The organism is Lysobacter sp. Soil_C_15, assembly GCF_057657315.1.
This window is the reverse complement of record NZ_JBDGIR010000001.1, coordinates 856,032-871,460: the sequence shown is the minus strand read 5'-3', so window position 1 is coordinate 871,460 and position 15,429 is coordinate 856,032. Positions and strand designations below refer to the sequence as shown.

General features: G+C 71.8%; 16 protein-coding genes. 12 read left to right on the top strand and 4 right to left on the bottom strand.

The annotated features are described in order from the left end of the window. Positions 1–372: 372 nt before the first annotated feature. Positions 373–2,091, top strand: a complete 1,719-nt coding sequence (locus AC3A57_RS03740; protein WP_487577633.1) for a putative bifunctional diguanylate cyclase/phosphodiesterase — start codon at positions 373–375, stop codon at positions 2,089–2,091. 91 nt (positions 2,092–2,182) lie between these two features. On the opposite strand, the gene AC3A57_RS03735 is transcribed toward AC3A57_RS03740, so the two are convergent. After that, positions 2,183–3,964, bottom strand: a complete 1,782-nt coding sequence (locus AC3A57_RS03735) for a YbhB/YbcL family Raf kinase inhibitor-like protein (RefSeq protein WP_487577632.1) — start codon at positions 3,962–3,964, stop codon at positions 2,183–2,185. A gap of 320 nt (positions 3,965–4,284) precedes the next feature. On the opposite strand from AC3A57_RS03735, the gene AC3A57_RS03730 reads away from it, so the two are divergent. The 11 genes from AC3A57_RS03730 (at position 4,285) to AC3A57_RS03680 (ending at position 13,890) form a co-directional block, all read left to right on the top strand. Beyond that, complete coding sequence (locus AC3A57_RS03730) at positions 4,285–5,046, top strand: hypothetical protein (RefSeq protein ID WP_487577631.1); 762 nt, start codon at positions 4,285–4,287, stop codon at positions 5,044–5,046. 143 nt (positions 5,047–5,189) lie between these two features. Beyond that, positions 5,190–5,765, top strand: a complete 576-nt coding sequence (locus tag AC3A57_RS03725; RefSeq protein ID WP_487577630.1) for a sigma-70 family RNA polymerase sigma factor — start codon at positions 5,190–5,192, stop codon at positions 5,763–5,765. Next, on the top strand, positions 5,762–6,496 hold the full coding sequence (locus tag AC3A57_RS03720; protein WP_487577629.1) for an anti-sigma factor: 735 nt from the start codon (positions 5,762–5,764) through the stop codon (positions 6,494–6,496). The genes AC3A57_RS03725 and AC3A57_RS03720 overlap by 4 nt, the downstream gene beginning before the upstream one ends. A 106-nt stretch (positions 6,497–6,602) precedes the next feature. Continuing rightward, positions 6,603–7,583: an acyl-CoA desaturase gene (locus AC3A57_RS03715; protein WP_487577628.1), complete on the top strand. Its 981-nt coding sequence runs from the start codon at positions 6,603–6,605 to the stop codon at positions 7,581–7,583. A 2-nt stretch (positions 7,584–7,585) separates the two neighbouring features. Continuing rightward, a complete protein-coding gene (locus AC3A57_RS03710; RefSeq protein ID WP_487577627.1) occupies positions 7,586–8,866 on the top strand; it encodes an NAD(P)/FAD-dependent oxidoreductase in 1,281 nt (426 codons plus the stop codon). After that, positions 8,863–9,651 carry a DUF1365 domain-containing protein gene (locus tag AC3A57_RS03705; protein ID WP_487577626.1) on the top strand — a complete coding sequence of 263 codons (789 nt, stop codon included), beginning with the start codon at positions 8,863–8,865 and terminating at the stop codon, positions 9,649–9,651. The genes AC3A57_RS03710 and AC3A57_RS03705 overlap by 4 nt, the downstream gene beginning before the upstream one ends. Further along, complete coding sequence (locus AC3A57_RS03700; RefSeq protein WP_487577625.1) at positions 9,648–10,925, top strand: class I SAM-dependent methyltransferase; 1,278 nt, start codon at positions 9,648–9,650, stop codon at positions 10,923–10,925. The genes AC3A57_RS03705 and AC3A57_RS03700 overlap by 4 nt, the downstream gene beginning before the upstream one ends. After that, on the top strand, positions 10,922–11,455 hold the full coding sequence (locus AC3A57_RS03695; protein WP_487577624.1) for a DUF2878 family protein: 534 nt from the start codon (positions 10,922–10,924) through the stop codon (positions 11,453–11,455). Before AC3A57_RS03700 ends, AC3A57_RS03695 begins: the two co-directional genes overlap by 4 nt. Before the next feature lie 35 nt (positions 11,456–11,490). Beyond that, complete coding sequence (locus AC3A57_RS03690; protein WP_487577717.1) at positions 11,491–12,252, top strand: DUF1295 domain-containing protein; 762 nt, start codon at positions 11,491–11,493, stop codon at positions 12,250–12,252. Further along, positions 12,249–13,337, top strand: coding sequence for an SAM-dependent methyltransferase (locus AC3A57_RS03685; RefSeq protein ID WP_487577623.1), 1,089 nt, complete (start codon positions 12,249–12,251; stop codon positions 13,335–13,337). The genes AC3A57_RS03690 and AC3A57_RS03685 overlap by 4 nt, the downstream gene beginning before the upstream one ends. Positions 13,338–13,347: 10 nt before the next feature. Continuing rightward, positions 13,348–13,890, top strand: coding sequence for a lipocalin family protein (locus AC3A57_RS03680; protein ID WP_487577622.1), 543 nt, complete (start codon positions 13,348–13,350; stop codon positions 13,888–13,890). A gap of 30 nt (positions 13,891–13,920) precedes the next feature. On the opposite strand, the gene AC3A57_RS03675 is transcribed toward AC3A57_RS03680, so the two are convergent. The 3 genes from AC3A57_RS03675 to AC3A57_RS03665 form a co-directional block, all read right to left on the bottom strand. Next, the gene (locus tag AC3A57_RS03675; RefSeq protein ID WP_487577621.1) at positions 13,921–14,133 is read right to left on the bottom strand and encodes a hypothetical protein; all 213 of its coding nucleotides are present in this window, start codon (positions 14,131–14,133) and stop codon (positions 13,921–13,923) included. Beyond that, the gene (locus AC3A57_RS03670) at positions 14,130–14,609 is read right to left on the bottom strand and encodes an SRPBCC family protein (protein WP_487577620.1); all 480 of its coding nucleotides are present in this window, start codon (positions 14,607–14,609) and stop codon (positions 14,130–14,132) included. Before AC3A57_RS03670 ends, AC3A57_RS03675 begins: the two co-directional genes overlap by 4 nt. Before the next feature lie 261 nt (positions 14,610–14,870). Further along, a complete protein-coding gene (locus tag AC3A57_RS03665) occupies positions 14,871–15,374 on the bottom strand; it encodes a cupin domain-containing protein (RefSeq protein WP_487577619.1) in 504 nt (167 codons plus the stop codon). Positions 15,375–15,429 lie beyond the last annotated feature (55 nt).

The following is a 15,429-nucleotide window of genomic DNA, read 5'->3' as shown; positions in this document are numbered from 1 at the left end:
GCGCGCTCGCCGACAAGCGCAGCGCATCGCGTCGTCGGGCCCGAACCGTAACGCGCATCGCCGTGCGTCGGTTTCGTCCGGCCCGGCCGCCAGTCCGGTGATCCGCCCGATCCGCCCGGGCAGGGGGCGTCGACGGCGCCCTGGCGCCGGCCGCGTCGCTCACGCGAACCAAACAATGACCCCCGTTCAATGGAGCCACGCTGTCCGGGGACCGCTTTCTGCCGAAACGGAGACCTGCGACAGCCGCGACCTGCGGCGCTGCGGCAATAATCCGCCGAACGGTCGAGCGCGCCGACGCCACCCGGCGAGCCGAGGGGCGATGGCGGCGGCCTGGCGCCGGCGGGGCGCCACAAGTGCCTGGGAGGGGACTTGATGCAGGACGTTGCAGGCCAGAGCGTTGCGCGCCCCTCCGAGGGCGACTTGCGATACCGCGGCGTCGTGCACTCGGCGCTGGACGCGATCGTCGTGATCGACGAGGCGGGTCGGATCAGGGAGTTCAATCCCGCGGCCGAGCGGGTGTTCCGCTGGAAGCGCGAGCAGGTGCTGGGTCTGGAAGTGGCCGAAGTCATCGTGCCGCCCGAGTTCCGCGACGCGCACCGGCAGGGTTTCAAGCGTCACCTGCTGACCGGCGTGTCGACCGTCCTGGACCGGCGGCTGGAACTCGTCGCCGTCCGCGCCGGCGGCGATCGGTTCCCGGTCGAATTGACCGTGACCCGCAGCGACAGCGGGGCGGCGCCGTATTTCACCGCCTTCATCCGCGACCTGAGCGAACACAAGCGGCTGATGGCCGAAGTCGCCTACCACGCCCGCTACGACGTGGTGACCGGCCTGGAGCGGTATTCCATCCTGGAACCGCGGATGATCCGCGCGGTCGAGGAGGGCGGCGGCTTCGCCGCGGTGATCTTCGTCAATCTCGACCGTTTCCACGGCATCAACGGCTCGATCGGCCACCGCAACGGCGACGAGGTCCTGCGCGCCGTCGGCATGCGCCTGCAATCGCTGGCCGGCCAGCAGATCGCCGTCTGCCATTTCGCCAGCGACGAGTTCGTGGTGGTCCAGCAGGGCGGCGACAGCGCCGCGGCGGTGGGCCTGGCCGAGCACATCCGTAACCTGCTGTCGATGCCGTTCGAAGTCGAGCGCTACCGGGTTCTGCTTACCGCGACCATCGGCGTCAGCCATGCGCCCGCGCACGGCCGCACCGCGCTGGATCTGCTGCGGCATGCGCAGGCGGCCGCCGAGCGCGGCAAGAACCTCGGCCGCGACTGCGTCTGCTCGTTCCAGACCGAGGACATGCAGGACATCGAAGACCGGATCCTGATGGGCGGGCTGCTGCGCCAGGCCGCGCAGTCCGGGGAATTCGCCCTGCACTACCAACCCAAGTTCTGCGCCTTCGACCGACGCCTGACCGGTTTCGAATCGCTGCTGCGCTGGACCGGTCCCTCGTTCGGCAAGGTGCCGCCGGATCGGTTCATCCCGGTCGCCGAAGGCCTCGGCCTGATGCCGGAAATCGGCGCCTGGGTGGTGCGCGAGGCCTGCCGGCAGATCCGCGAATGGCTCGATGCCGGATACGCCGGATTCACCGTCGCGGTCAATGTCTCGCCGCAACAACTGCGACGGCCAGGCCTGCATCGCGCGGTCGGCGATGCGTTGAAGGAATATCGGGTGCCTGCCGAGATGCTCGAGATCGAGCTGACCGAGAGCACCATGATGGAGAACCTGGGCCGGGTGCAAGCCGAACTGGGCGCGCTCAAGGCCCTGGGCGCGCAGCTGACTCTGGACGATTTCGGCACCGGCCATTCCAGCCTGACCTATCTGAAACATTTCGATCTGGACAAACTCAAGATCGACCAGACCTTCGTCCAGGGCCTGCCGCACAGCGCGCTGGACGCCTCCGTCACCCGCGCGATCCTCGCCGTGGCGCGCGACTTGGGCCTGCAGGTGGTCGCCGAGGGCGTGGAGACCACCGAACAGGCGGCCTTCCTGCGCGAGTTGGGCTGCGACGAGCTGCAGGGCTATCTGTTGGGCAAGTCGGCGCCGGCGGTGGTGGCGGAGAGCTACTTCATGCCGGTCGATGCCGTACAGGTCCGATAGCCGTCGTGACGCGATCGTTGCGGAACAAGCCGGTCGGCCTTCCGTAGCCGGCGTACCGCCGCCTGCCGGCGCAGGCGCCCGGTCCCGGCGGCTACTTCGGCGGCGCCACCGGCTGCCGGTAGCGGCCCACCACCTCTCCCAGGGCGAGGACATGGCCGCGGGCCGCCTTCAGCACCGCGTCGCGGTCGCTGCCGGGAGCGAGGTCGAGCACGGTGTCCAGGGCCAGCACCTGGAAGTGGTAGCGATGCGGCGGATCGCCGGCCGGCGGGCGCGGGCCGTAATAGCCGACCGAGCCGCGGCTGGTCGCGCCCTGCATCAGGCCGTCGGGTTCGGTCAGGCGCATCTGTTCCGGCAGGCCTTCGGGCAGCTCAGTGAGATCGGCCGGAATGTTCCAGGCCACCCAGTGCACGAACGGGGTGATCGGCTTGGCGTCCGGATCTTCGGCGATGACGACGTAGGACCGGGCGCCCGGCGCGGCCGACCAGCGCAGCGGCAGCGATACGCCGTCGGCGTATTCGCTGTAGCGCCGATCCAGGACGCCGTCGGCCGAGATCGCCGGCGAGGCCACCTGCAGCCGGCCGCGGGCCTGGGTCTCGCTGCGCGCCAGCGCCAGCGGCACGCCGATGCCGGCCTGATTCTGCCGCTGCATGCTGCGCGCCGGCACCGGCGCGGCTCTAGCCGCGCTCGGGCCGGCTTGGCCTTCATAGGCGATGCGGTAGATCGCACCGTTGGCGTCGTCGGCCAGCAGCAGCGCGCCGTCGCCGGCCTGGGCCAGGCCGACCGGACGCGCGATATGGCTGCGTCCGTCGTCGCTCAGGAAGCCGGACACGAAGGGTTCGAAGGCCGCCGGTCGGCCCGCCTCGAATTTCACCCGCACCAACTCGTAGCCGGACGCGGGACGCCGGTTCCAGGAACCGCGCAGGCTGACGAAGGCGTCGCCGCGATACTCGGCGGGGAACATGCCGCCGGTGTAGAACAGCATCTGCATCGGCGCGGCATGCGCGGTGTAGCCCAGCGCCATCGGCTCGCTGATCGCCTTCCACTGCGTCTTGCTCAGGCCGCCCGGCGGCGTGCTTTGCGGGTTGAGGCCGCCGTCGCCGTACACGTGCGGCCAGCCGTAGCGGCCGCCCTTGCGGATCCGGTTGAGCTCTTCGGCTTGGATCTCGTTGCCGAGGAAGTCGATGCCGTGGTCCATGCCCCACAGTTCGCCGCTGGCCGGATCCCAGTCGAAGCCGATGGTGTTGCGCAGGCCGCTGGCGAAAATCGTCCGCGACTTGCCGTCCGGCTCCAGGCGCAGGAGGGTCGCGTGCTCGGGGTTGGTCTCGTTGCAGGCGTTGCAGGACGAGCCCACGCTCAGGTACAGCATGCCGTCCGGGCCGAAGGCCAGGGTGCGGTTGGGGTGCTGGCCGCCGTCGGGCAGGTCGCCGGCGAGCATCTGCAATGGCCCCAACGTCCCGTCGGCCTGGATCCTGGCGCGGAACAGCTCCTTCACCGTCGCCAGGTACAGCTCGTCGGCGCGGATCGCCAGGCCGTGGGCGCCGGCGCGGCGGGCGACGACCACCGGCTCGCCGTCGGCGCGGCCGTCGCCGTCGACGTCGCGCAGCATCAGCACATCGCCCTGTTCGCGCCGGCTGGCGTACACCGTGCCGTCGGCGGCGACGGCGAGGATGCGCGGATTCTTCAGGCCGGTGGCGAACGCGCGCACGCTGAATCCCTCCGGTACGCGCAAGGCCGCCAGGCGCTCGGGCGTGGCCGGGACTTTCGCCGGCTTGAACACCTCGGTCTGGATCGCGACCTCGGTGCCGTCGCCCTGTTGCGCCTCGGCGATCGGCATCGTCGACAGCAGCGCCAGAATGGAAACGAGGTTCTTCATCGCGTTCCCCGAACAGGGTAGAGGCCCCAGGCTCACGGCGGCTTCGTTCAGTCGGTGCGAAGAACGGCGCTCGGCGGGCCGCGGATGGCGTGGACTGTGACCCAGTCCGCAACCAGGCTGCGATCCGCCGCCCCGAAGCCGCACACCCTGCGTCCTACCCGGCGGCACGGCCGCAAATCGGCCGATCGCCGACGCTGCGTCCAGCGCGGGAAGGCTGCGGCGGCGCTCCGGCGCGCGCACGGCAGCGTTCGCTCGCCGTCGCGTGCATCCGGCCGCGGCCTGGCTGCGTATCCAACCACAAGACCCCGTCCGGAGCGCGCATGTTCAAGCTGGCCCTGCCCTGCTTACTGGTGGCGCTATGCCTGCCCCGGGCCTGGGCCGCCGGCGCCTATTACGAAGGCCTGGCCACGGCCGCCGCCGACGGGCGCCCGCTGTACCGGGAGAGCCATTGGCTGCAGCGCGACGGCGCAGGCCTGCGCCGGATCACCCTGTTCCGCTGCGTCGACGACGGGCGCGCGTTCGCCCGCCGGATCGTCGACGAGGGCCCGGGCGCGGCCGCGCCGGACTTCGCCTTCGAGGACGCCCGCGACGGCTATCGCGAAGGCGTGCGCAGCCGCGACGGCCGGCGCTTCGTCTACACCCGGCCGGCGGACGGCGAGGAGCGCAGCCGGGCGATCGAGGTGCCGCCCGGCGCCGCCATCGACGCCGGCTTCGACGCGCGCGTGCGCGAGCTGTGGCCGTTGCTGGCCGCAGGCCGCGCGGCCTCGGTGCCGTTCCTGATTCCCAGCCGGCAGGCGTTCTACCGCTTCCGCGCCGAGCCCCGGCCGGCGCAACCGGCCGGCGCCGGCGAGCTGCGCCTGCGCCTGCGGCTGGACGCCTGGTACGGCTTCGCCGCGCCGGACATCGAACTGGCCTACGACCGCTCGACCCGGCGCCTGCGATCCTTCGCCGGCATCAGCACCATCCGCGACCACGCCGGCGCCTACCGCAAGGTGCGGATCGTGTTTCCGGCCACGACGGCGGCGCCGGACATGGATGCGGCCGCCGCCTTGCGGACGCCGCTGAGCGGGCGCTGCCGATGAGCCCGTCCGCGCCGCGCAGTGCCGGGCCAGCACGGCGAGCGCACCGGCGCCGTTTGCGCGGTGCGCGTTCTTTGCCCAAGCCGGGCGGTTCCCGTAGTGTATTTCGCGCTCGCCGCGCACGCGGCCTTTCCGACCTCCGCCTCATGACCGAACCGACCGAAGCGTCCGCGGCCCCGGCGACGGCCGAAGCCCAGGCGCTGTTGCTGCGCGTGGCGATGGGCGACCGCTCGGCGTTCGAGGCGCTGTATCGCCACGTCGCCGGCGCCCTGCTGGCCACCTGCCTGCGCCTGATTCCCGACCGCGCCGAAGCCGAAGACGTGCTGCAGGAGTCCTTCGTCGCGATCTGGCACAAGGCCGACCAATTCGACCCGCAACGCGCCACAGCGATGACCTGGCTGATCGCGGTGGTGCGCAACAAGGCGATCGACCGCCTGCGCAGCGGCGGCTACGCCTTCAAGCGCGCCAGCGTGGAGCTGGCTGAGGAACTGGGCGACGACAGCCCGAGCCCGGCCGCGCGCGCCGAAGCGGTCAGCGAGGCCGAACTGCTGCGCACCTGCCTGGACGCGCTCGACGCGCGGCGCCGGCAACTGATCCGGGTCGCGTTCTTCGAAGGCAGCACCTACGAGGAACTGGCGCAACGCACCGGCTCGCCGCTGGGCAGCGTGAAGAGCTGGATCCGGCGTGGACTGCTGCAACTGCGAGCGTGCCTGGAACAATGAACATCCACGATCATCAATCCGATCAGGAACCGCCCAGCGCCGAAGTGCGCGCCGGGGAGTACGTGCTGGGCGTGCTCGATGCGCAGACCCGGGCGCAGACCCGGCAACGCCTGCGCACCGACCCGGCGTTCGGCCGCCTGGTTGCGCAGTGGGAGCGACGGCTCAACGCGTTGGCCCAGGAACTGCCCGCCGCCGAACTCGCGCCGCAGCTGTGGCGCGGGGTACGGCTGCGCCTGGGCTGGGAGCGCGAGCGCAGCGGCTGGTGGAATCACCTGGCGCTGTGGCGCGGCCTGGCCGGCGCCGCGGCCGTGGCGGCGGTCGCCCTGTTCCTGTTCGGCCGCCCGCCGGCCGGCCCCGCCCCGGCGCCGCCGGTGACGCAGGAAGAAGAGGCCGCGCGGCCGGTGACCCCGTTGACCCGCGACGACGGCCGGCCCGGCTGGCTGGCCTCGGTCGACAAGCGCGCCGGCAAGGTGCTGATGGTGCCGATTCCCGCGCCGGCCGACGCCCAGGGCCGGGTCGGCGAGCTGTGGCTGATCGCCAAGGGCGAGGCGCCGCGGTCGCTGGGCTTCGTGTCCAACGAAAAGGCGCATTCGGTCGCAGTGCCGGCGGCCCTGCTCGGCAAACTGGTCGTCGGCAGCACCCTGGCGGTGACCCTGGAACCGGCGCAAGGCATTCCGCACGCGGCGCCGAGCGGGCCGGTGGTGGCCAAGGGCGATATCGGCGCGATCTGAGCGTTCCGCGCCGCCTCGGCGGCGCCGGCAAAAAAAATCGCCGTCCGGCTGCATCCGCGGACGGCGGCGCCCCGTAAGTCCGGGCATATCCGCACCGGACCGCGATATGCGCCTGAGTTTCGCCCGCCCGACCGGCTCTTCCGGCCGCTTCGGCCGACGCCTGCGCGTCGTCCGCCGTTGGTTCGATACCGGCCCCGACCCCGAGGCCGAGGCCGAGGCCGGCCGCGACGCCGGCCGCGACGACCGCGTCGACTGGTTGCGCGCGTTGCCGTTCCTGGGCCTGCACCTGGGCTGCCTGGGCGCTTGGTGGACCGGCGTGTCGCCGGTCGCGCTGGCGGTGGCGGCCGCGCTGTACGCGATCAGGATGTTCGCGCTGACCGGCTTCTATCACCGCTACTTCTCGCACCGCAGCTTCCGCGCCTCGCGCCGCGTCCAGTTCGCGTTCGCCCTGATCGGCGCCTCCAGCGTGCAGCGCGGCCCGCTGTGGTGGGCCGCGCACCACCGCCATCATCACCGCCACACGGACACCGCGCTGGACCCGCATTCGCCAGTGCAGCAAGGGTTCTGGCGCAGCCACGTGCTGTGGTTCCTGACCCCGCAGGCCTTCCGCACCGACCTGTCGCGGGTGCCCGACCTGGCCGTCTATCCGGAGCTGCGCTGGCTCGACCGCTACGACACCGTGGTGCCGGTGCTGCTCGCCCTGGGCCTGTTCGGCCTCGGCGCCGCGCTCGATGCGGTCGCGCCGCAACTGGGCACCGGGGCCTGGCAGATGCTGGTCTGGGGCTTCTTCATCTCGACCACGGTGTTGTTCCACGCCACCGTCACGATCAACTCGCTCGCCCACCGCTATGGCCGCCGCCGCTTCGACACCCGCGACCACAGCCGCAACAACCTGTGGCTGGCCCTGCTGACCTTCGGCGAAGGCTGGCACAACAACCACCATTTCTTTCCCGGCAGCGCGCGCCAGGGGTTCCGCTGGTGGGAGGTCGACCTGACCTACTACGGCTTGCGCGCGCTGGCCGCGCTGGGCCTGGTCCACGACCTCAAGCCGGTGCCGGCCTGGGTGCTGGCGCGGGCGAGGCAATGAGCATGCGCGTCGCCGTCGTCGGTTCCGGCATCGCCGGACTCGCTTCCGCCTGGCTGCTGCAGGACGAACACGAAGTCGTGCTGTTCGAGCGCGACCCGCGCCTGGGCGGCCACACCCACACCCACGCGGTCCGCCTGCGCGGACGCGACTACCGCGTCGACACCGGCTTCATCGTCTTCAATCCCGGCCATTACCCCCTGCTGAGCCGCCTGTTCGAGCGGCTGGAGGTGCGCAGCCGGGCCACCACCATGAGTTTTTCGGTGCAATGCCAGCGCAGCGGCCTGGAATACAACGCGACCGACCTGGACGCGCTGTTCTGCCAACGCCGCAACCTGCTGTCGCCGCGGTTCTGGAGCATGCTGCGCGATCTGGTGCGCTTCTACCGGCGCGCGCCGCGGCTGCTCCAGGCCCAGGAGCCGGGGCCGACCCTGGGCGAGTATCTGCGCCGCGAAGGCTATGGCGAGGCCTTCCGCGACCTGCACCTGCTGCCGATGGCCTGCGCGCTGTGGTCGCTGCCGGCCGAGCGCGCGCTGCAGTTCCCGGCCGCCTACCTGGTGCGCTTCATGGCCAACCACCAGATGCTGCAGCTGTCCGGCCGGCCGCAGTGGCGGGTGGTGGAAGGCGGTTCGGACCGTTACCTGGCCGCGTTGCGCGCGCGCTGGCGGGTGCAGGAACGGCCGGCCTGCGCGGTGACCGGCGTGGTCCGCGACGGCGACGGCGTGCGCCTGCGCCATGCCGCGGGCGAGGAGCGCTTCGATCAGGTCGTGCTGGCCTGCCACAGCGACCAGGCGCTGGCCCTGCTGGAAGACGCCGATCCGCAAGAGCGGCAGATCCTCGGCGCGATCGGCTACCAGGACAACGACGTGGTGCTGCACACCGACGCGCGCCTGCTGCCGCGCCGGCGCAAGGCCTGGGCGGCCTGGAACGCCTATCTGCCGGCGGCGCCCGCGGCGGCCTGCACGGTCAGCTACTGCATGAACCTGCTGCAGGGCCTGGACGCGCCGGAGCCGCTGATAGTCAGCCTCAACCGCAGCAGCGAGATCGACCCGGCGCGGGTGCTGGCGCGGATGCGCTATGCCCATCCGGTGCACGACCCGGCCGCGGTCGCGGCGCAGCGGCGCAAGCACGAGATCCAGGGACGCCGCCGGACTTGGTACGCCGGCGCCTACTGGGGCTGGGGCTTCCACGAAGACGGCATGCGCTCGGCGCTGGAGGTGGCGCAGGCGCTGGCCGCGACGAGCGCGGCGCGGTTCGCGCCGGCGTCCGCCGGAGCCGGCGCATGAACGCGAGCCGCGTCGAGCCGCTGCACAGCGCCGTGTACGAGGGCCGCGTGCGCCACCGCCGCCACCTGCCCGCGCCGCACGTCTTCGGCTACCGGATCGCCCAGCTCTATCTGGACCTGGACGAGTTGGAGCGGGTGTTCGAGCGACGCTGGCTGTGGTCTTCGCGGCGGCCCAACCTGGCCCGCTTCCACCGCCCCGACTACCTCGGCCCGGCCGGCCTGCCGCTGGCCGAGGCGGTGCGCCAACGGGTCGACAGCCAGTGCGGGGTCCGCCCGCAAGGGCCGATCCGGCTGCTGACCCATCCGCGCTACTTCGGCTACGTGTTCAACCCGGTCAGCTTCTACTACTGCTACGCCGCGGACGGGCAGGCGCTGGACTTCGTCGTCGCCGACATCACCAACACGCCCTGGCGCGAGCGCCACGCCTACGTGCTCGACGCGCGCGACGCGCGGCGCCGCGGCCGGGCGCTGGAGTGGGGCTTCGACAAACGCTTCCACGTTTCGCCGTTCATGGCCATGCAACGGCGCTATGCCTGGCGCTTCACCGCGCCGGGCGACGAGCTGCATGTGCACATGGACGTGCTCGGCGCCGAAGGCCGCGAATTCGACGCCAGCCTGCGCCTGCACCGCCGCCCCTGCGACGGCGCCGCGCTGGCGCGGCTGCTGTGGCGCTATCCGTTGATGACCGCGCAAGTCGTCGGCGCGATCCACTGGCAGGCGCTGCGGCTGTGGCTGAAGCGGATTCCCGTCCACGACCATCCGAACCCGACCCGAGGCCGCGCATGAATTCGACCTGTGTTCCGCCGATCCCCGCCGCTTACTCGTCGCTCGACAGCCTGCTGCGGCGCCGGCTGATCGATCGGCTGGCGCAGCTGCGCCACGGCCGCATCCGTCTGCACGACGCGCTGGGCACGGTCGAGCTGGGCGCGCCCGCGCCGAGCGATCCGGAACTGGATGTCGCGATCCGCGTCCACGGCCCCGGCTTCTACCGCGCGCTGGCCGCGCAGGGCAGCGTCGGCGCCGGCGAGGCCTACCTGGACGGACTGTGGGATTGCGACGATCTGGTCGCGCTGGTGCGGCTGCTGGTGCGCAATCGCGACCTGCTCGACGCGATGGAAGGCGGCTGGGCCCGGCTCGGCGGCTGGGCCCTGCGCGCCTGGCACCTGCTGCGCCGGAACACCCGCGCCGGCAGCCGGCGCAACATCGCCGCTCACTACGACCTGGGCAACGAGTTCTTCGCCAGCTTCCTGTCCGCCGACCTGATGTACTCGAGCGCCGTCTTCGCGCACCCCGACGAGCCGCTGGAAGCCGCCTCCGAGCGCAAGCTCGACCGCATCTGCCGCAAGCTGCGCCTGCGGCCCGGCGATCGGGTGATCGAGATCGGCACCGGCTGGGGCGGCTTCGCCCTGCACGCCGCGCGCCGCTACGGCTGCCATGTCACCAGCGCGACGGTGTCGCGCGAGCAGCATGCCGAGGCGACCCGGCGGGTGGGCGAGGCCGGGCTGGAAGACCGTGTCAGCGTATTGCTGGCCGACTACCGCGACCTGCGCGGACGCTACGACAAGCTGGTCTCGATCGAAATGGTCGAGGCGGTCGGCGCCGATTACCTGGAGACCTATTTCGAACGGGTCGGCGCGCTGCTGCAAGCCGACGGCCTGGCGATGCTGCAGGCGATCACCATCGAGGACCACCGCTACCGGCAGGCGCTGGGCCAGGTCGACTTCATCAAGCGCTTCGTGTTTCCGGGCAGCTTCATCCCTTCGGTGCAGGCCTTGCTCGAGGCCAAGACCCGCGCCAGCGACCTGGCGCTGCTGCAGATGGACGACTTCGGAGCGTCGTACGCCCTGACCCTGCGCGCCTGGCGCCAGCGCTTCCTGGCCGCGCGCGCGCGGATCCAGGCGCTGGGCTACGACCGCCGCCTGCTGCGGCTGTGGGAGTTCTACCTGTGCTACTGCGAGGGCGGCTTCCGCGAGCGTTCGATCGGGGTGGCGCAACTGCTGTTGGCCAAGCCCGGTCATCGCCGCGAGGCGTGGCTGCCCGAAACGGAGTTGCAGGCGTGAGGGGCTGGCTAGACCTGGCCGGCTACCAGGCCGTGTGGTTCGCCGCGGTGCTCGGCGCCGGCGCCGGCCTGGCCTGGCCCGGCGTGGCCGCGGCGGCGGTCTTCGTGCTGGTGCAAATGGCGTTGTCGCCGCAGCCCGGCGCGGACGCGCGCCTGCTCGTCGCGGCCGTCGCCGCCGGCGCGGCGGTCGACGGCGGACTGGCGCTGAGCGGCTGGGCCGGGTACGCCGCGGCCTGGCCCTCGGCGCGGTTCGCCCCGGCCTGGATCCTGGCGCTGTGGTGCGCGTTCGCGCTCAGCCTGCCGCGCGGCCTGCGCGTCTTGCAGTCCCGGCCGGCGCTGGCGGCCGCGCTGGGCGCGCTCGGCGCGCCGGCGGCCTACCTGGCGGCCGAGTCAGGCTGGGGGGCGCTGGAATTCGCCGCGCCGCGCTGGCGCGGGCTGCTGTGGCTGGCGGCCGGCTGGGCGCTGGCGCTGCCCCTGTTGAGCGCGCTCGGCCGGTGCCCGGCGCCGGCCGCAGCGGGAGCGCGGCCGTGAGCGTGGCGGCGACCTTGCTGGCGATCTGGGCGGCGATGGCGCTGGCGATGACCGCCGGCTGGCGTTGGCAGCGCCGGCACGGCAACGCCGGCAATGTCGACGTGTTGTGGTCGGCCGGAGTCGGCGCAGGCGCGGTGGCCTGCGCCGGGTTCGGCGACGGCGCGGCGTCCGTGCGCCTGGCGGTGGCCGTGTGCGGCGGCCTGTGGGGCCTGCGGCTGGCCGCGCATCTGTGGCGGCGTGTGCGGCACGAGCCCGAGGACGGCCGCTACCGGCATCTGCGCCGACACTGGAACGACCACCAGGGCAAGTTCCTCGGGCTGTTCCAGGCGCAGGCCGCGCTGGTGCCGCTGTTCTGCCTGCCGTTCGCCGCGGCCGCGGCCAATCCGCGGCCGAGTTCGTCCTGGCTGGCCGCCGGCGTCGGCTTGTGGGCGCTGGCCTGGGCCGGCGAGGCGCTGGCGGACCGGCAACTGGCCCGGTTCCGCGCCGATCCCGCCCATCGCGGCCGCACCTGCCAGGTCGGGCTATGGCGCTATTCGCGCCACCCCAACTACTTCTTCGAATGGCTGCACTGGTTCGCCTACGCGGCCTTCGCCGTCGGCTCGCCGCTGCAGTGGCTGGCCTGGTCCGGGCCGCTGCTGATGTACCTGTTCCTGCGCTATCTCAGCGGCATTCCGTTCACCGAGGCGCAGGCCCTGCGCAGCCGCGGCGCGGACTACCGCCGCTACCAGCAACGCACGCCGATGTTCTTCCCCTGGTTTCCCAAACCCGAGCGCCGCGACGACGAGGTCCGCCGATGAACTCCGCCTACCCCACCCAAACCGCGGCCGCTTACGCCGCCGACCGCTCGCCGGCCGCCGGGCCGTTGGGCTGGGCCGAGCGCGCCTGGCTGCCGGACGCGGCGATCCGCCTCGGCATCCGCCGCCTGTGCGCGCAAAGGCTGCGCGAGGAACGCAGCGACGGCCTGGCCGGCCAGCACGAGCTGTACCGCGCCCGCATCGAGGCCCTGCGCCGCAGCCCGATCGCGATCCACGCCGACGCCGCCAACGGCCAGCATTACGAACTGCCGGCGGCGTTCTTCGCCGCCTGCCTGGGGCCGCAGATGAAGTACTCGTGCTGCTACTACCCGACCGGCACGGAGAGTCTGGCGCGGGCCGAGCAGGCGATGCTCGAGCTGTACGCGCAGCGGGCCGAACTGGAGGACGGCCAGTGCATCCTCGAGCTCGGCTGCGGCTGGGGATCGCTGACCCTGTGGATGGCGCGCCGCTATCCGCGCGCGCAAATCGTCGCCGTGTCCAACTCGGCCTCGCAGCGCCGCTACATCGAGAGCCGTTGCCGCGAGCGCGGCCTGAGCAACGTGGTGGTGCTCACCGCCGACGTGAGCGCGCTGTCGCTGGAGCCGCTGCGCTTCGACCGCTGCGTGTCGGTGGAGATGTTCGAGCACATGCGCAACTACGACGACTTGATGCGCCGCGTCGCCGGCTGGCTGCAGCCCGACGGCAAGCTGTTCGTGCACGTGTTCTGCCATCGCGAGCTGATGTATCCGTTCGAGTCGGCCGGCCGCGACGACTGGATGGGCCGGCACTTCTTCACCGGCGGCCTGATGCCCGCCGCCGACACCCTGCTCTGGTTCCAGCGCCACCTGCAGCTGCAGCAGCGCTGGTTGCTGGACGGCAGCCACTACCAGCGCACCGCCGATCACTGGCTGCGCAACCACGACGCCAACCGCGAGGCGGTCGAACAGGCGCTGTTCTCGGTGTACGGCGACGCGCACCGGCTGTGGAGCCAGCGCTGGCGCATGTTCTGGATGGCCTGCGCGGAACTGTTCGGCTACGACCGCGGCCGCCAGTGGGGCGTGGCCCACTACCTGTTCGCCAAGCGATGAGGAATCTGCGATGCGCCCGATCCGTTCGCTGCCCCTGCTCGCCCTGTTCTCGGCGCTGAGCGCCTGCGCTGCCGACCCGCGCCCGATCGCGCCGGTAGCGGCGGTCGACCTGCCGCGCTACATGGGCGACTGGTACGTGATCGCCCATATCCCGTCCGCGCCCGAACGCGAGGCCTACGACGCGGTCGAGTCCTATCGCCTCGACCGCGACGGCCGCATCCGCACCACCTTCTCGTTCCGCAAAGGCAGCCACCAGGCCCCCATCGAGGTCATGCGGCCGACCGGCTTCGTCCGCCCCGGCACCGGCAATGCGGTCTGGGGCATGCAATTCGTCTGGCCGATCAAGGCCGAGTACGTGATCGCCTACATCGACCCGGACTACCGCCAGACCATCGTCGCCCGCAGCAAGCGCGACTACGCCTGGATCATGGCCCGCAGCCCCGCGATCGCCGACGCCGACTACCGCGCCCACCTGCAGCGCCTGCGCGAGCTGGGCTACGACCTGTCCAAGCTGCGCAGGGTGCCGCAGTCCGCGGCTGCGCCCGCCCAGTGAGCGGCGCCGGACCGCGTCGGGGAGGCCGGCTCAGCGCTCGTCTTCGTCCTCGTCCCCGTCGCCGGTTTCCTCCGCTGCCGGCGTCGGCACATGGCGGGCCGCCCACAGGTTGTCGATCAGGTTCGGATAGCGGCGCCCGGCCGCGGCCGCGCGGGCCCGCGCGGCCTCCTTCTGCGCCGCCGACAAGGTGCCGGCGGGGCGGCGCCGGGGCGGAGCGGGCCGTTTCCACACCGGCGGTTTCATGCGTCGTGCAGGTAGTAGGCTTTCTGCGCCGGGTAATAGTCCGCGAACGCGGGCAGCGGTGCGCCATCGCGCGCGGCGGCCAGCAGGTCGAGGTAGTACTCCCAGCCCGGTCCGACTTCGCCGGCCAGGGTACGGTCGCCGAGCCGCTGCACGAAGCGCAGCTCGGTCGTATCGCCGTCCTGCGCCAGGCTCAGCTCGATCCGCCAATCCCCGGCCTCGTCCTTCATCGAGATCGCCAGGCGATGGGGCGCTTCGCAGGCTTCGATCGCCACCTCGGCCCAGGGCTGGCCCTGTTCGCGCGCCAGTTGCAGACGCACCGTCTTGCCCGGGCCGGCTTCGCCCTGCCAGCGCCCGAACCACAGCGCGGTGCGCTCCGGCCGGGTCAGGCTCGCCCAGACCTCGTCGATGGGGGCGCGGAACCGGCGGGTCAGAATCAGGTCGTTGCCGCGTAGGCGGCCAGTGGGTTCAGGGCTCATGCGGCGTTCTCGGCGGGAAGGCGATGCGGCGGGGCGCTGGTTCCTCACCTTATACCGCTCAGGCGAAGCCGGGGACGTCCAGCGTCGTCGGTCGCGGCATTGGCGCTCCGGCTCGGTGCGGCAGCCGGATAGAGCCTCTGCGCGGACAACGAACCCAAGGCCATCTGCATCCGATTGTGGCGAAAGGCGCTCGCTATCCGACTGTTCTGCGGCTGCTGTGCCGTCGGCCGTCGCTTCGCAGCCGCACTGCCTGCGACAGGCTCAGGATTCACCGCTCCAGTAGTCGACGCCGCCATCGACGCGTTGGATCGCTTCGAACGGCTCGGCGCCGGCCAGATTGGCTTCGGCCATGAACTTCCCGGAATCGGGGTAGACGCAGATTTCCGGGTCGTCGGTGGTGCCGATCGAAAGGTACTTCAGGGGCTGCGACGACGTGTTGATGAGCTGGTGCGGATACTCCGGCCCGGGCGGGATGCAGATGACGTCGCCGGCCTTCACCGGCAGCATTTCGCCTGCGACGCGCAAGGTGCCCGAACCTTCCAGGATGACGAACATCTCCTCTTGCGCGTAGTGCAGGTGATAGGGACACACCCGCATTCCGGCCGGGACCACGTCGTAGCTCGCCGCCAGCTTGCGCGCGGCCGTGCCTTCGGTGATCCGCGCCCGATCGCTCAAGTACTGCGAGCCACGCACGAAGCGTTCCAGCGGAACCTCATGGACATTGCGGATCAGCTTTGCGGATAGCGACGTTGCGGTGTCGGACATGGCTCGGTTCCCGTGAGGACGGATGTCTGCGCGTGGATGGCCGCCAGGCCGGCGA

What these genes read in the sequence shown, in the direction of transcription:
- AC3A57_RS03740 (WP_487577633.1), top strand. Translation starts at nt 373, where the DNA reads ATGCAGGACGTTGCAGGCCAGAGCGTTGCGCGCCCCTCCGAGGGCGAC.
- AC3A57_RS03735 (WP_487577632.1), bottom strand. Translation starts at nt 3,964, where the DNA reads ATGAAGAACCTCGTTTCCATTCTGGCGCTGCTGTCGACGATGCCGATC.
- AC3A57_RS03730 (WP_487577631.1), top strand. Translation starts at nt 4,285, where the DNA reads ATGTTCAAGCTGGCCCTGCCCTGCTTACTGGTGGCGCTATGCCTGCCC.
- AC3A57_RS03725 (WP_487577630.1), top strand. Translation starts at nt 5,190, where the DNA reads ATGACCGAACCGACCGAAGCGTCCGCGGCCCCGGCGACGGCCGAAGCC.
- AC3A57_RS03720 (WP_487577629.1), top strand. Translation starts at nt 5,762, where the DNA reads ATGAACATCCACGATCATCAATCCGATCAGGAACCGCCCAGCGCCGAA.
- AC3A57_RS03715 (WP_487577628.1), top strand. Translation starts at nt 6,603, where the DNA reads ATGCGCCTGAGTTTCGCCCGCCCGACCGGCTCTTCCGGCCGCTTCGGC.
- AC3A57_RS03710 (WP_487577627.1), top strand. Translation starts at nt 7,586, where the DNA reads ATGCGCGTCGCCGTCGTCGGTTCCGGCATCGCCGGACTCGCTTCCGCC.
- AC3A57_RS03705 (WP_487577626.1), top strand. Translation starts at nt 8,863, where the DNA reads ATGAACGCGAGCCGCGTCGAGCCGCTGCACAGCGCCGTGTACGAGGGC.
- AC3A57_RS03700 (WP_487577625.1), top strand. Translation starts at nt 9,648, where the DNA reads ATGAATTCGACCTGTGTTCCGCCGATCCCCGCCGCTTACTCGTCGCTC.
- AC3A57_RS03690 (WP_487577717.1), top strand. Translation starts at nt 11,491, where the DNA reads ATGGCGCTGGCGATGACCGCCGGCTGGCGTTGGCAGCGCCGGCACGGC.
- AC3A57_RS03685 (WP_487577623.1), top strand. Translation starts at nt 12,249, where the DNA reads ATGAACTCCGCCTACCCCACCCAAACCGCGGCCGCTTACGCCGCCGAC.
- AC3A57_RS03680 (WP_487577622.1), top strand. Translation starts at nt 13,348, where the DNA reads ATGCGCCCGATCCGTTCGCTGCCCCTGCTCGCCCTGTTCTCGGCGCTG.
- AC3A57_RS03675 (WP_487577621.1), bottom strand. Translation starts at nt 14,133, where the DNA reads ATGAAACCGCCGGTGTGGAAACGGCCCGCTCCGCCCCGGCGCCGCCCC.
- AC3A57_RS03670 (WP_487577620.1), bottom strand. Translation starts at nt 14,609, where the DNA reads ATGAGCCCTGAACCCACTGGCCGCCTACGCGGCAACGACCTGATTCTG.
- AC3A57_RS03665 (WP_487577619.1), bottom strand. Translation starts at nt 15,374, where the DNA reads ATGTCCGACACCGCAACGTCGCTATCCGCAAAGCTGATCCGCAATGTC.